Consider the following 14080-nt stretch of genomic DNA (forward strand, 5'->3'; position numbering starts at 1 on the left):
GCCAGTTGATCCCCGGTGAGGTGATCCCCGGCGCGGAGCCGGTCGAGCTGAACCCCGGGCGGCCCCGGGTGCGGGTGACCGTCCTCAACGCCGCCGACCGGCCGGTGCAGGTCGGGTCGCACTACCACTTCGCCGCAGTCAACCCCGGGCTGGAGTTCGACCGCGAAGCCGCCCACGGCCACCGCCTCGACATCCCGGCGGGCACGTCCGTCCGGTTCGAACCGGGTGTGGACCGGGAGGTGGACCTGGTGCCGATCGCGGGCAACCGGGTCGTGCCGGGGCTGCGCCCGGAGTGGGCCGGGGAGCTGGACCGATGACCGAGCTGGACCGGGCCCGCTACGCCGCGCTGTACGGCCCCACCACCGGCGACCGCGTCCGGCTCGCCGACACGAACCTGCTCATCGAGGTCACCGAGGACCGCAGCCGGGGCCCCGCGGCGGGCGACGAAGTGCTCTTCGGCGGCGGCAAGGTCATCCGCGAGTCGATGGGCCAGGCCCGGGCCATCCGCGCCGAGGGCGCCCCCGACCTGGTCATCACCGGCGCGGTCATCCTCGACCACTGGGGCGTGGTCAAGGCCGACGTGGGTGTGCGCGACGGCCGGATCGTCGGCATCGGCAAGGCGGGCAACCCCGACACCATGGACGGGGTGGACCCGACGCTGGTCATCGGCCCGTCCACGGAGGTGCTGGCGGGCAACGGCCGGGTGCTGACCGCGGGCGGCATCGACTGCCACGTCCACTTCATCACCCCGACCATCACCGACCAGGCGCTGGCCTCCGGCCTGACCACCCTCATCGGCGGCGGCACCGGCCCGGCCGACGGCACCAAGGCCACCAGCCTCACCCCCGGCTCCTGGAACCTCGGTCGGATGTTGCAGGCGATGGACCACCAGCCGGTGAACGTGCTGTTCCTGGGCAAGGGCAACACCGTCAGCGAAGAGGCCCTGCACGAGCAACTGCGCGGCGGCGCGGGCGGCTTCAAGCTGCACGAGGACTGGGGCACCACCCCGGCGGCGATCGACACCTGCCTGACCGTGGCCGACCGGTCCGGGGTGCAGGTGGCCATCCACACCGACACGCTCAACGAGGCCGGTTTCGTCGAGTCCACCCTGGCCGCGATCCGCGGCCGGTCGATCAACGCCTACCACACCGAGGGCGCGGGCGGCGGGCACGCGCCGGACATCATCCGCGTGGTCGGCGAGGCGAACGTGCTGCCGTCCTCGACCAACCCGACCCGGCCGCACACGGTCAACACCATCGACGAGCACCTCGACATGCTGATGGTCTGCCACCACCTGAACCCGTCGATCGCCGAGGACCTGGCCTTCGCCGAGTCCCGCATCCGGCCCTCCACCATCGCCGCCGAGGACGTGCTGCACGACCTGGGCGCCATCTCGATGATCGGTTCGGACTCCCAGGCCATGGGCCGGGTCGGCGAGGTCATCATCCGCACCTGGCAGACCGCGCACGTCAACAAGGCCCGCCGCGGCGCGCTCGCGGGCGACGGCGCGGCCGACAACCTCCGCGCCCGCCGCTACGTCGCCAAGTACACGATCAACCCGGCCATCGCGCACGGGATGGACACCCACATCGGCTCGGTGGAGGTCGGCAAGCTCGCCGACCTGGTCCTGTGGGAGCCCAAGTTCTTCGGCGTCCGCCCCCAGGTGGTGCTCAAGGCGGGGTTCATCGCCTACGCCGCGATGGGCGACGCGAACGCCTCCATCCCCACCCCGCAGCCGGTCCTGGCCCGCCCGATGTACGGCGCGGCCCCGACGCCCGCCGCCGCGAGCAGCCTGTACTTCGTCGCCGCCGAGGCCGACGAGGACCTGGCCGACCGCTGGGGCCTATCCACGCCGCTGATCGCCGTCACCGACACCCGGCGGGTCGGCAAGCAGCACATGCTGCGCAACGACGCCACCCCGGACGTCCGGGTCGACCCGGACAGCTTCGCCGTGACCATCGACGGCGACCCCGTCGTGGCGGACCCGGTGGCGGAGCTGCCCATGGCCCAGCGCTACTTCCTGTTCTGAGCCGGAAGGCCACTGTGGACATCAGCGCGCTCGTGCTGGCCGACTCCCGCTACCCCGGCGGCGGCCACGTGCACTCCGGCGGCCTGGAGGAGGCGGTGTCGCGCGGCCTGGTGCGGGGCGAGCGCGAACTGCCCGGGTTCCTGCTGGGACGGTTGCGCACCGCCGGTGAGCTGGCGGCCGTGTTCGCCGCGGCGGCGGCCCTGCTGCCCACCGACTGGGCCGGGCTGGACGCGGAACTGGACGCCCGCACGCCCTCGCCCGCGCAGCGGATCGCGTCCCGGGCGCAAGGGCGCGGCACGATGCGCGCCGGTGTCCGCGCCTGGCCGTCGCCGGTGCTCGACGCCCTGCTGGCGGCGGTCCCCCGACCGCACCACCCGATCACCCTGGGCGCCCTGACCGGGGTCGCGGGCGGAACCCCGGCCGACGCGGCGGCGGTCGCGGGCTACCTCGCGGTCAGCGGCCCGGCGAGCGCCGCCGTCCGCCTCCTGGGCCTGGACCCCTTCGCCGTCAACGCGATGGTCGCCGACCTGTCCGCCGAACTGCGCGCCCAGGCCACCCGCGCCGCGGCGACGGCGGCCCTGCCCGCGGCGGACCTGCCCGCCCCCGGTTCCCCGGGCCTGGACCTGCTCGCCGAGGCCCACGCCCGCCACCACAAGGAAGAGGTACGGCTCTTTGCAAGCTGACCAGCACAGCCACGAACACAGCCACGGGCACGGCCACACGCACACCGTGAACTTCGACCCCACGGCCACCGACCCGGACGCCCACGAGCCCACCCCGGCCACGGGCCGCGCCTTCCGCATCGGCATCGGCGGCCCCGTCGGCAGCGGCAAGACCGCCCTCACCGCCGCCCTGTGCCGGGCGTTGACCGAGGTCCGGCTGGCCGTCGTCACCAACGACATCTACACCACCGAGGACGCCGACTTCCTGCGCCGCGCGGGCGTCCTGGACACCGACCGCATCGAGGCCGTCCAAACCGGGGCCTGCCCGCACACCGCCATCCGCGACGACATCACCGCGAACCTGGACGCGGTCGAGGCGCTGGAGGAACGCCACCCCGGCCTGGAACTGGTCATCATCGAGAGCGGCGGCGACAACCTCACGGCGGTGTTCAGCCGGGGCCTGGTGGACGCCCAGGTCTTCGTGGTCGACGTGGCGGGCGGCGACAAGGTCCCCCGCAAGGGCGGCCCGGGGGTGACCACCGCCGACCTGCTGGTGATCAACAAGACCGACCTGGCCCCGCTGGTCGGCGCGGACATGGCGGTCATGGTCTCCGACGCCCACCGGATGCGCGGCACCCTGCCCGTGATCACCCAGTCCCTGGTCGAGACACCCGACGCGCCCGACGTCGCGGCCTGGGTCCGGGGCCTGCTGCGGTGATGCGCGCCCGGGCCCGCCTGGTGGTCGAGGCCGTCGGCCCCAGGTCGGTCATCCGGGTGCTGGAGTCCGCGGCGCCGCTGACCCTGCTCCCGCGGCGGGGGACCCGGGGCGCGGCGGTCGTCCACCTGGTCAACTCGGCGGCGGCGCCCCTGGGCGGCGACCACCTGACCCTGTCGGTGGAGGTGGCCCCTGGGGCCGCGCTCCGCCTGGTCGGCGTCGCGGCCACGGTCGCCCTCCCCGGCACCGGCCGCAGCGCCACCCACCTGCGCCTCACCATCGGCGACGGGGCGAGCTTCGAGCACCTGCCCGAACCGACGGTCGTCACCCGGCACGCGGACCACCACGCGACCCTGACCGCGGAGCTGACCGGCACCGCCCGCCTGCGCCTGCGCGAAACCCTGGTCCTGGGCCGGAAGTCGGAGGCCCCGGGGCACCTGACCACCGAAACCCACATCACCCACGACGCGCGCCCGCTGCTGCGGCAATCCCTCACCACCGGTGACCCCGCCACCGATCAATCCCTGGCGGGCCTGGCCGGGCACAAGGTCCTCACCACGGAGATCTCCGTGGGAACCCCACCGCCTCCCGCCCCGGTCAGCGGCGACTGGTGGTCCCTGGTGCCCCTCGGTCCCGCGACGGCCCCACGGGGGCACCTGGCCACCGCCCTGGGCCCGGACGCGGTGACCGCGTCCGCCCGCCTGGGCACCGCCCTGGCCGCCGCGACGGGCTGATCACCGCGATGGGGTGACCGCCGCTCGACCGGCGGCCACCTGGTGGGTCAGCGGTTCTGGAGGATGCGGCTGCCCAGCCACCCGACGTAGCCGAGGAGGCCGACGAGGCCGAGCTTGCGGGTCTTGGCGTTGCTCACCGCGAGGCCCAGGGCGAGTTCGGTCGCGCCGTTGCGCAGCACCCACTGCTTGGTGTCGCTCGGGAACGCCTTGACGGTGATCGGGACGAACGCCTTCGGTGCCACGAAGTGCGCCGCGCCGGTCCCCGCCAGCACCAGCCCGGCGGTCTTGGCCGACAGAGCCATCTCGGTCCCCTTTCCTCGACAGTGAGTCCACCCCGAACCCTACCCAGCAGTAGGTCCAAGTGGAAGGACCGGGTCGTCGCTCGTCGGCGGTGCCTGGACCTGCGCGTCCCAGGTTGCCGCGTCCCAGGTCGCACAGGGCGCGCTGTGCGCCCCCGGGGCGGGTTCCGGTGGGCCACGGTGGAGTCATGCCACCGGGCACCGCCCGGACGGCGCGGTCCACGACCCCCGCGAAGGGCGACACCATGAGCAAGGTCCTGATCGTCATGTCCGCCGCCGACACCTGGGAGCGCACCGACGGGTCGGCGTACCCGACCGGTTACTGGGCCGAGGAGGTCGCGGCGCCGCACCAGCGGTTCGTCGAGGCCGGTTTCACCGTCGACTTCGCCTCCCCGGGCGGGGTCCTCCAGCCGCTCGACCGGCACAGCGCCGACCCGGAGGTCGCCGGGGCGGACTGCGCCCGCCACGTGGAGCACGCCGAACGGGCCCTGCGCGAGTTCGGGCCGCTGCTCGACCTCGCCGAGGTCGACGTCGAGGACTACGCCGCGGTGGTGCTGCCCGGTGGGCACGGGCCGGTGGTCGACCTGCACCGGGACGCCGACCTCGGGCGCCTGCTCACCGCGGCGGACGCGGCGGGCAAGCCCATCGCGGCCGTCTGCCACGGCCCGGCGGCCCTGCTGTCGGCTGTGGACCCCGAAGGCGGGTGGTTGTTCGCCGGGCGGCGGATGGCGGCCTTCACCGACGAGGAGGAGCGGCTGTTCGGCACCGCGGACGCCGCACCGTGGCTGCTCGCGACCCGGTTGCGCGAACTGGGCGCCGAACACCTGGCGGGACCCGCCTACGCGGCGTTCACCGTCCGGGACGGGAACCTGTTCACCGGCCAGAACCCCGCGTCGAGCGCCCCGATGGCCGAGGCCGTGATCGCCGCGCTCACCCACCCCGACCACGGGCCCGTCCACCCCGGCTGAGCCCGACCGCTGTGCCGGTTCCCCGCCGCCCGCACCGCGTTGTCCGGCTGACCGCGCCCGTGCGGGCGGCGCGGTGCCCGGACGCACCTGTGCCGCCGAGGTGTTCGGGCCTCGGCGGCACAGGCGTTCCGGGGTGGGGGGTCAGGCCCTGGCGGGCGCCGCCTCCTCGGTGCTTCCGGCGTCCTCGGTGGCCTTGGCGTCCTCAGTGGCCTCTTCCGCCCTCTGCCGCTCCATGCCGGTGGTGGTCAGCAGCGGCTTCTCCTTGATGAACAGGATCGCCACCACGGTGATGATCGACAGCGCCGCGGCCACCAGCAGGATGGTCGCCGTCGCGTCGCCGTAGGCGGCGCGCACGATCTCGGCGATCGGCCCGGGCAACTGGTCGAGGTTGCCGATCCCGGCCGACGAGGACCCAGCCGGGACCTGCACGCCCGCCGCGCTGAGGCCGTCGGTGGTCAGCGAGGAGACCCGGTTCGCCAGGACGGCACCGAGGACGGAGACGCCGATCGTGCCGCCCAGGGAGCGGAAGAACGACACGGTCGAGCTGGCCGCGCCCAGGTCGGTGGCGGCGACGGTGTTCTGCACCGCCAGCACCAGGTTCTGCATGGTCATGCCCAGGCCGACGCCCAGCACGAACAGGAACGCGCCGAGCAGCACCATGTCGGTGGTGTGGTCGATCGTGCCGAGCAGCCCGAAGCCCGCCACCATCAGGATCGAACCGGCCACCAGGAACGACTTCCACTTGCCCAGCCGGGTGATCAGGATGCCCGACCCGGTCGCCGACACCATCGAACCGATGATCATCGGCAGCGTCAGCAGCCCCGCCGCGGTGGGGGAGTAGCCCCGGGCGATCTGGAAGTACTGCCCGAGGAACACGGCGCTGCCGAACAGCGCGGTGCCCACGGCGATGCTGGCGATGGTGGCCAGCGCGGTGGTCCGGTCGCGGAACAGCCGCAGCGGGATGATCGGCTCAGCGGCCTTGGTCTCCACGAACACCGCGGCGGCCAGCAGCACCACCCCGAGCCCGATCAGCAGCAGCGAGGTCGACGACCCCCAGGCGAACTGGTTGCCCGCCAGCGTCACCCAGATCAGCAGCGCGCTCACCCCGGCGGCGATCAGCGCGGCACCCAGGTAGTCGATCCGCACCTGGCGCTTGACCAGCGGCAGGTTCAGCGTGCGCTGCACCACGAGCAGCGAGATGACCGCCAGCGGCACGCACACGAAGAAGCACCACCGCCACCCCAGCCAACTGGTGTCCACGATGACCCCGCCCAGCAGCGGCCCACCGACCGTGGCGACTGACATCACCGCCGAGATCGGCCCGGTGTACTTCCCCCGCTCCCGGGGGCTGATCATCGCCGCGATCACGATCACCACCAGCGACTGCAACCCGCCCAGGCCCAGCCCCTGCAACACCCGCCACGCGATCAGCGTGTCGACCGATTGCGACAGCCCCGCCAGCACCGAGCCGGCGGTGAAGATCCCGATGGCGAGCTGCACGAGCAGCTTCTTGCTGATCAGGTCGGCCAGCTTGCCCCAGATCGGGGTGCTGGCGGTCGAGGCGAGCAGGGTCGCGGTGATGACCCAGGTGTACTGGCTCTGCGTGCCGTGCAGCTCGCGGATGATCGTCGGCAGCGCGTTGGAGACGATGGTGGAGGACAGGAACGCGGTCAGCATCGCCAGGAGGAGCCCGGTCAGGGCCTCGATCACCCGGCGGTGGTCCATCCGGCCGCTCTCCTCGGCGGTGAGCGGCCTGGCGGCGGCCGCTCCAGTGGACGTGGTCACAGACTTCTCCTACACGTGATCGCGGGATGGCCCCACCCGGAGCCGGACGCTCTGCGGGGCATTGATCCTGGTTCGGACCCTGGCGGGCCACTGCGGTGCCGCCGCTCGGCGTGCGCCGCTCGGCGGCGGGACGCTGGTCATCGGGACGTCATGGGAAGGCGGGTCGCCTACGGCCACCCGTCCGGGGTCCGCGGGGCCCCGGCCCGGTCGTGTGCCGCTGTCGTGGCGAGCATGGCACCTCCCCAATCGGTTGATAGGTGCAACTATAGGTTGATTGGTTGTGGAACACAACTACTCGGGGTGTGACGTGGCGGACGGTCGGGTGGTCGCGGGGGGTCACCCGGGCCGTGCTGTGTGAAGTCCGCCGCGACCTCGGTTGTCGCGGGGGTGGGTCGAGTGGTTCCGCGCGGCTCGCCCGGGCACCGCCGGGCGAGCGTCAGCGTTCGCCCGGTGTCCGCCGGTGGGACCACGTGTCGGCGTCGGTGGTGTAGCGCACCAGGAGTCGGGCGAACTGCGCGCGGTCCTCCGCCGACCAGGCGGCGGTGATGTCCTCGAACGCCTCCCGCTGCTCGGCGGCGAAGCGGTCGCGCTCGGCCTCGCCGCGCTCGGTGAGTTCGAGCACGGTCCGGCGGCCGTCGACCTGCGAAGCGGCCCGCCGCAGCAGGCCGTCGGCGATGCAGGCGGTCACCGTGCGGCTGGCCACCGGCTGCGCGACGCCCATCTCCGCGGCGAGCCCGCCGACGGTCATCTCCCCCGGGGCGTCGGTGATCACGTTCAGCACCAGGTTGCGCGACAGGTCCCGGCTGGATGCCGGGATGCGCCTGCGCAGCCGCGACAGCGCCGGACCGATCCGGTCCAGCGGGGAGTCCTCGGCGGAACGCGCGCTGCTCACCCGGCGAAGTGTAGTACCCGTGGTATTTGCATAGCAATTGGCAAATGTATAGCATCGGGTATGCAACTGCGAGCGAGGAAGCGAGGTGGGCCGCCGTGGCCGTCACCGCAATCACCGGGGCCAGGGTCTTCGACGGGGAGAAGGCGTTGGGGGTGCGGACCGTCGTCCTCGACGGCCGCAGGATTCGCCAGGTCGGCGGCGAGGTCCCCGAGGGGGCCGAGGTCGTCGACGGCCGCGGCGCGACCCTGCTGCCCGGGCTGATCGACGCGCACGTCCACGTCGCCCCCGGCGCGCTGGCCCTGGCCCTGCGGTTCGGCGTCACCACCGAACTGGAGATGCAGGGCATGAACACCCGGGAGAACCGGGCGCACATCACCGAGGACGACGCGGTCGCCGACGTGCGGTCGGCGGGCTTCGCCATCACCCCGCCCGGCGGGCACCCGAGCGAGCTGATGCCCGAGGGCTTCCGACCCGATTGGGAGCTGCCGCCCACCCCACCGCTGATGCCGTTCAGCACCACACCGGAGGAGGCGGTGGCGTTCGTCCCGCACCTGCTCGCCCGGGGCTCCGACTACATCAAGTTCATGATCGACGACGGCAGCGTCGAGGGCCACCCCGGGCTGCCCGTGCTCGACCAGGCCACCCTGAACGCGGGCGTGGCCGAAGCCCACCGCCACGGCGCCCTCACCGTGGCGCACGCCCTGACCCTCGACGCCACCCGCATGGCCGCCGAGGCCGGGGTCGACGGCGTGGTCCACGTGTTCATGGACCGCCCGCACACCGAGGAGGTCGTCGACCTGGTGGCGGAGGCGGGGATGTTCGTCGTGCCGTGCGTGTGCCTCAACGCGTCCATGATGGGCACCACCGGCGACGAACTCGCCGACGACCCACGGGTCGCCCGCCGCCTCGACGCCAAGTGGGACGAAACCCTGCGGTCGAGCTACAACCGCTATCCGCAGGGGAAGCTGGAAGACGTCCTGGACACCGTGCGGGCACTGGCCGCCGCCGGTGTGGACCTGCTGGCGGGCACGGACGCCTCCATGGCGGAAACGTTCTTCGGCGGCGTCGCCCACGGCGCCAGCCTGCACCAGGAGTTGCGGTACCTCGTTGCGGCAGGCCTGACACCGCAACAGGCGTTGCGCGCGGCGACGGCCACCCCGGCCCGCCGCTTCAACCTCGGCGATCGCGGCCGCGTCGCCGAAGGCCTCCGCGCCGACCTCCTCCTGGTCGACGGCGACCCCACGGAGAACGTCGACGACACCCTCAACACCCGCGCGATCTGGCGGCGGGGGGCGCGCTTGGCCGGGGCGTGACCCGAACGGCCGCGACACCGCCGTACGCCTGCGCGGGGAAGCCGGGCGCGCGGTGGTCCGGTCACCGGTTCGGACGGACGACCGGGCGTGGGCCCGGACGATGACCATGCTCGGCGGCACGGACGACTTCGAGTCGCCCGCCGTCGCAACCCCCGCCGGGCAGGTCCTCGTCCGGACCGCCGGTGGCGGCGGCCCGGAGTGCGGGTCCTGAGCCTCGCAGGGCTCAGGACCCGCACCCCGTGGGGCTCAGGTGGTCGGACCTTCCGCGCGCCACCCCAACCGCGCTCGGTGAGCCGGGTGACGGCGCGGATCATGTCGTCGTTGGTGCCGCTGGTGGCACCGCGCACCAGGTCGGCGAGCCGCGGCCCGGCCTTCTCCGGCGAACCCGCGTCGAAGGGCGGCTGGGGGTCGTACTCCATCGCGAGCTGGGCCATCTTCGCCACGTCCTCACCGAACATCCGCGCCAGGACGACCAGGCCGAAGTCCAAGCCCGCGGTGACCCCACCCCCGGTGATCAGGTTCCCGTCCACCACCACCCGCTCACTGACGTTCTCCGCCCCCAACAACCCCAACACGTCCCGCCCCGTCCAGTGCGTCGCGGCCCGGCGCCCCCGCAGCAGCCCGGCGGCCCCCAGGATCAACGAGCCCCCGCAGACGGCGGTGAGGTAGCGGGCCCGCCCACCACGATCCTCCAGGAACTCCAACACCTCCTCGTCCTCGGCCGTCGCCGCCTGGTCGCGCCCACCGGGCACGAACAGCACGTCCACCTCACCCGGGCACTGGGCGAACATCGTCGTCGGGTGCACCCGCACCCCGGCGTCAGAGGTGATCGGCCCGAGGTCCTTCCACACCAACAGCACGTCCATGACGGGGGAGAACGCGGTGTGCGGGGCAACCAGGTCGAGCAGGGTCAACCCCGGGTAGAGCAGCATCGCCACAATCGGCCGCCCCGAGTCGACGGGGTTGGTGAACGGCGCCTGACTCATCGGTTTCTCCCGTGGTGTGGTCGTCTCGTGGAAACGATCACGAAGCTATCCACGCCGACCCACCTGCGACAGCGGCGAAAGCGCCACCTTCCCCCGGAAAAGCGCCACCGCGCGGTGACTTTCGGTGATGTTCGGCAATTTCAAGTAGCTCGTCGGTGGGCATCCGAAGTACGGCAAGCGGATCGCGGGGACAGCGGGTGAAAGGGTTGTCAGTCGACCGGGACTTCGGCCTGCCCACCCGGGTTGTGCGCGGTCGGTGAGGTTCCCTTGGCCGCGCGGGGCCTGGCAGGATGCGTGAAGACGGACAACGGCACCACGACCGGACTGCTCCAGCGTCGGTGAGGGCATCGACGCCTTTTCCCTCCTTCGATGAACAACGCGACGAGCGCGGAGTGCAGGCGTGCCCGGACAGCAGGTGTTCGGCCGCGATCGGCACCCCGGGCACGCGCCTGGATCGAACCACCCCGGAAACGTCTGAAGAATTCAGAGGTCGGCCATGAGTTTGCAGCGCGTGATCACCGACGACCAGGACTTGCAGATAGCGCCCGTGTTCGCCCAGCGGATCGACGAGGACGTGATCCCGAAGGGACGGTTGCCCGAGGACCCGATGCCCGCGGGGGTGGCGGCGGGCATCGTGCAGTCCCGGCTGCTGCTCGACGGGCGGGCGGCGCTCAACCTCGCCACGTTCTGCACCACGGCGGCGGAGCCGGAACTGGAGCGGATCTACGCCGAGACCGCCCCGATCAACATCATGAACCGCGAGGAGTACCCGGCCAGCTCCCGCATCGAGCAGGAGTGCGTCAACGCGCTCGCGCACCTGTGGCACGAGGACGACGGCCGGTTCATCGGCTGCTCCACCAGCGGCAGCTCGGAAGCGGCCATGCTCGCCGGTCTGGCCATGCTGCGCCGGTGGCGCGAGAGCGGGGGCACCGGCAGGCCCAACATGGTGTTCGGGACGCACGTGCACGTGTGCTGGCCGAAGTTCTGCAACTACTGGGACGTGGAAGCGCGGATGGTGCCGCTCGCGGAGGGCCGCACGATCCTGGACCCGGCGCTGACCGCGGCGGCGGTCGACGAGAACACCATCGGTGTCGTCGCGGTGCTGGGCAGCACGCAGGACGGGCGCTACGACCCGGTCGCGGAGATCGCGGCCGCGCTCGACGGCGTGGCGGCCGAGCGGGGCGTCGACGTGCCGCTGCACGTCGACGCGGCGAGCGGCGGGTTCGTCGCGCCGTTCCTCGACGCGGACTTCGCCTGGGACTTCACGCTGCCCCGAGTGGTGTCGATCAACGCGTCCGGGCACAAGTTCGGCCTGGTCTACCCCGGAGCGGGCTGGTGCCTGTGGCGCGACCCGGAGCACTTGCCGGAGTCGCTCATCTTCGACTGCAACGTGCTCGGCGGCCACCACCCCACGTTCACCCTCAACTTCTCCCGGCCCGCCTCCGGGGTGATCGCGCAGTACTACCAGTTCCTGCGCAACGGGATCGCCGGCTACCAGTTGATCGCGCAGCGGTGCCAGGAGGTCGCCCGGTACGTCGCGAAGGGCGTCGCGGCCATCGGACCGTTCGAGGTCATCAGCGACGGCGAGGACCTGCCCGTGGTGGCGCTGCGCGTGCGCGACCCGGAACGGGAGGGCTTCACCGTCTACCACCTGTCCGAAGCCCTCAAGGGTGACGGCTGGCACGTGCCCGCCTACAGCCTGCCGCCCGACCTGGAGCACGTGGACGTGATCCGCGTGGTGTGCAGGCAGGGCTTCACCCTCGACCTCGCGGCGAGGTTCCTCGAAAGCCTCGTCAAGCACGCCGAACGGCTGGCGGGCCACCCGTTCCCGCTGCCCGAGCCCGCGGCCGTGCTCAGCTTCGCGGACTGACCCCGTGCCCACCCTCTCGGAGCTGGAGGCCGACCCCTACCCGGCCTACGCGCGGCTGCGGGCCGACGAGCCGGTCACCTGGGTCCCCGAGGCCCGCCAGTGGCTGGTGACCGGCTGGCAGGACGTGCACACCGTGCTGACCGATGTGGAGCGGTTCACCACGGACCAGCCCGGGTCGCCGATGATCGGCGTGTGCGGCGGGACGCCGCTGCTGATGCGGGAGGGCGAACCCCACCGGGACGTGCGGGAGGCGGTCCACCACGACTTCGCCCCCCACCGGGCGGACGGCTTCGTGGACACGATCGCCCGGCCCATCGCGGAGAAGGCCGCCGACCAGCTCGCCCCGTCCGCCCACGCCGACCTGGCCGCGCACTACTTCGAGCCGGTCGCGGCCACCGCCGTGACCACCCTGCTCGGCCTCGACCCCGACGAGGGAGCCGACACCCTGCGCCACTGGGGAAACCTGCTCACCGACGTGGCGAACAACTTCGGCCGCGACCCGGCGCTGGACGGGACCGTGGCCGCCGAACTGGCCCAGGACACAGCCGTGACCGCGGTCGTCGAACGGTTGCGGGCGGAACCGGACGGCTCGGTGATCTCCCACCTGCTGCACGCCAACCGCCCACGTGGCCGTCCACGCCCGGACCCCGACGTGCTGCCGGTCCTCAAGCACCTGGCGCTGAGCGCGATCGAGCCCGGCTGGCTGGCGGGCTGGACCCTCGCGGCGCTGTGGTCGACCCCCGGCCACCTCACCGAGGTCCGCGCCGACCGGGCACTGCTCGGCGCGGCGGTGCACGAGGCCCTGCGGTGGAGCGGCCCGGTCGGCGTCCTGGGCAGGCGCACCACCCGCGCGGTGACACTGGGCGGACGGCAACTCCCGGCGAACAGCGTGATAGCGGCAGCCATAGCCTCAGCCAACCGCGACGAGACGGTGTTCACCGACCCGGACCGCTTCAACCCACACCGCGACCTGCGCACGCACCTCGGGTTCGGCACCGGCCCGCACCGGTGCCCAGCGGCCCCCCTGGTCACCGCCCTGGCACACACAGCCCTGGACGTCCTGTTCGACCGGATGCCAGACGTGCGGCCCGCCCCGGGCAGGCAGGCGGCACCACACGGCTGGAAGCTGCGCCTGCCCGGCCCCCTCGACGCGGTGTGGGAGGTGTGACCCCGTGTCGTGAACACACCACGCCGCTGCGGACCGGGCCACCACCGAGGTCGGCCCACTCACTGCCGGTGGGCTACCCGGACTGGAGTTCGGGGTGCACCCCGTGCCCTGGTGCAGGAGATGACTTCTCCTGCACCAGGTGCCCCCGCACGTCAGCGGACAGCCTGCGGAGCAGTGCCAACAACCGGGCGGCGTCGTCGTCGTCCCAGTGGGCCAAGGCGGTGGTGAGCCTGCCCGCCCACTGGGCCCGGTGCTGATCGAGGCAGGCACGGCCGGAGTCGGTCAACCCCAACAGGCTCGCCCGCCCGTCCTGCGGGTCAGGCCGCCGCGAAACCAACCCCGCAGCACACAGCATCGCCACCTGCCTGCTCACCACAGACGGATCGACGTCCAGCGCCCCGGCCAGCCTGCCCATCCGCTGCTCACCCTCCCGAGCCAACAACCCGAGCAGCGCGGCGGGCGCGTTGTGCAGGTCGTCGTCGGCACTGTGCACCGCCCGCCCGGCCCGCACGATCCAGCGCAACGCCTCGACCAGGTCAGACGCCGTTGTCGTGGCGATCATGTCGCCTCCCCAATCGGTTGATATCTGCAACTATAAGTTCATTGGTTGCGGAACACAACTAGCGGGGGTGTGATGTGGGAGACGGCTCTGGTAGGGG

General features: G+C 72.7%; 13 protein-coding genes and 1 pseudogene. 9 read left to right on the forward strand and 5 right to left on the reverse strand.

Going from position 1 to position 14080, the window contains the following annotated elements; all coding sequences use genetic code 11:
- Positions 1–5 precede the first annotated feature (5 nt).
- The 5 genes from DFQ13_RS30720 to DFQ13_RS30740 are packed head-to-tail and all read left to right on the forward strand — an operon-like array spanning position 6 to position 4140.
- Positions 6–317 (forward strand): urease subunit beta, encoded by a 312-nt coding sequence (locus DFQ13_RS30720; protein ID WP_035285677.1) that lies wholly within the window; start codon positions 6–8, stop codon positions 315–317.
- A complete protein-coding gene (locus DFQ13_RS30725; protein WP_110082335.1) occupies positions 314–2029 on the forward strand; it encodes an urease subunit alpha in 1716 nt (571 codons plus the stop codon). The genes DFQ13_RS30720 and DFQ13_RS30725 overlap by 4 nt, the downstream gene beginning before the upstream one ends.
- Before the next feature lie 14 nt (positions 2030–2043).
- A complete protein-coding gene (locus tag DFQ13_RS30730; protein WP_110082336.1) occupies positions 2044–2712 on the forward strand; it encodes an urease accessory protein UreF in 669 nt (222 codons plus the stop codon).
- Positions 2702–3409 (forward strand): urease accessory protein UreG, encoded by a 708-nt coding sequence (ureG, locus tag DFQ13_RS30735; protein ID WP_110082337.1) that lies wholly within the window; start codon positions 2702–2704, stop codon positions 3407–3409. Before DFQ13_RS30730 ends, ureG begins: the two co-directional genes overlap by 11 nt.
- Entirely contained in the window at positions 3409–4140 is a 732-nt protein-coding gene (locus DFQ13_RS30740) for an urease accessory protein UreD (RefSeq protein WP_110082338.1), read from the forward strand. The genes ureG and DFQ13_RS30740 overlap by 1 nt, the downstream gene beginning before the upstream one ends.
- A gap of 47 nt (positions 4141–4187) precedes the next feature.
- Here the strand turns inward: DFQ13_RS30740 and DFQ13_RS30745 are convergent, their stop codons facing one another.
- Entirely contained in the window at positions 4188–4442 is a 255-nt protein-coding gene (locus DFQ13_RS30745) for a hypothetical protein (RefSeq protein WP_035285582.1), read from the reverse strand.
- Between the two features lie 185 nt (positions 4443–4627).
- On the opposite strand from DFQ13_RS30745, the gene DFQ13_RS30750 reads away from it, so the two are divergent.
- The gene (locus tag DFQ13_RS30750; protein ID WP_233438658.1) at positions 4628–5407 is read left to right on the forward strand and encodes a type 1 glutamine amidotransferase domain-containing protein; all 780 of its coding nucleotides are present in this window, start codon (positions 4628–4630) and stop codon (positions 5405–5407) included.
- 141 nt (positions 5408–5548) lie between these two features.
- On the opposite strand, the gene DFQ13_RS30755 is transcribed toward DFQ13_RS30750, so the two are convergent.
- Positions 5549–7192: an MDR family MFS transporter gene (locus DFQ13_RS30755; protein WP_325050963.1), complete on the reverse strand. Its 1644-nt coding sequence runs from the start codon at positions 7190–7192 to the stop codon at positions 5549–5551.
- 436 nt (positions 7193–7628) lie between these two features.
- Positions 7629–8084 carry a MarR family winged helix-turn-helix transcriptional regulator gene (locus tag DFQ13_RS30760; protein ID WP_110082339.1) on the reverse strand — a complete coding sequence of 152 codons (456 nt, stop codon included), beginning with the start codon at positions 8082–8084 and terminating at the stop codon, positions 7629–7631.
- Between the two features lie 95 nt (positions 8085–8179).
- Between DFQ13_RS30760 and DFQ13_RS30765 the strand changes: the two genes are divergently transcribed.
- Positions 8180–9397, forward strand: a complete 1218-nt coding sequence (locus tag DFQ13_RS30765) for a metal-dependent hydrolase family protein (protein ID WP_110082340.1) — start codon at positions 8180–8182, stop codon at positions 9395–9397.
- 521 nt (positions 9398–9918) lie between these two features.
- On the opposite strand, the pseudogene DFQ13_RS36065 reads toward DFQ13_RS30765, so the two are convergent.
- Positions 9919–10383 (reverse strand): annotated as a pseudogene (locus tag DFQ13_RS36065) (DJ-1/PfpI family protein); the annotation flags it as partial.
- 496 nt (positions 10384–10879) lie between these two features.
- Between DFQ13_RS36065 and DFQ13_RS30775 the strand changes: the two are divergent.
- Complete coding sequence (locus DFQ13_RS30775; RefSeq protein WP_110082341.1) at positions 10880–12253, forward strand: glutamate decarboxylase; 1374 nt, start codon at positions 10880–10882, stop codon at positions 12251–12253.
- 4 nt (positions 12254–12257) lie between these two features.
- Complete coding sequence (locus tag DFQ13_RS30780; protein WP_110082342.1) at positions 12258–13421, forward strand: cytochrome P450; 1164 nt, start codon at positions 12258–12260, stop codon at positions 13419–13421.
- 73 nt (positions 13422–13494) lie between these two features.
- Here the strand turns inward: DFQ13_RS30780 and DFQ13_RS30785 are convergent, their stop codons facing one another.
- Positions 13495–13983 (reverse strand): MarR family winged helix-turn-helix transcriptional regulator, encoded by a 489-nt coding sequence (locus tag DFQ13_RS30785; protein ID WP_052021490.1) that lies wholly within the window; start codon positions 13981–13983, stop codon positions 13495–13497.
- Between the last annotated feature and the right edge of the window lie 97 nt (positions 13984–14080).

The organism is Actinokineospora spheciospongiae (assembly GCF_003182415.1).
GTDB classification, from domain to species: domain Bacteria; phylum Actinomycetota; class Actinomycetes; order Mycobacteriales; family Pseudonocardiaceae; genus Actinokineospora; species Actinokineospora spheciospongiae.

What these genes read in the sequence shown, in the direction of transcription:
- DFQ13_RS30725 (WP_110082335.1), top strand. Translation starts at nt 314, where the DNA reads ATGACCGAGCTGGACCGGGCCCGCTACGCCGCGCTGTACGGCCCCACC.
- DFQ13_RS30740 (WP_110082338.1), top strand. Translation starts at nt 3,409, where the DNA reads ATGCGCGCCCGGGCCCGCCTGGTGGTCGAGGCCGTCGGCCCCAGGTCG.
- DFQ13_RS30745 (WP_035285582.1), bottom strand. Translation starts at nt 4,442, where the DNA reads ATGGCTCTGTCGGCCAAGACCGCCGGGCTGGTGCTGGCGGGGACCGGC.
- DFQ13_RS30750 (WP_233438658.1), top strand. Translation starts at nt 4,628, where the DNA reads ATGCCACCGGGCACCGCCCGGACGGCGCGGTCCACGACCCCCGCGAAG.
- DFQ13_RS30775 (WP_110082341.1), top strand. Translation starts at nt 10,880, where the DNA reads ATGAGTTTGCAGCGCGTGATCACCGACGACCAGGACTTGCAGATAGCG.
- DFQ13_RS30785 (WP_052021490.1), bottom strand. Translation starts at nt 13,983, where the DNA reads ATGATCGCCACGACAACGGCGTCTGACCTGGTCGAGGCGTTGCGCTGG.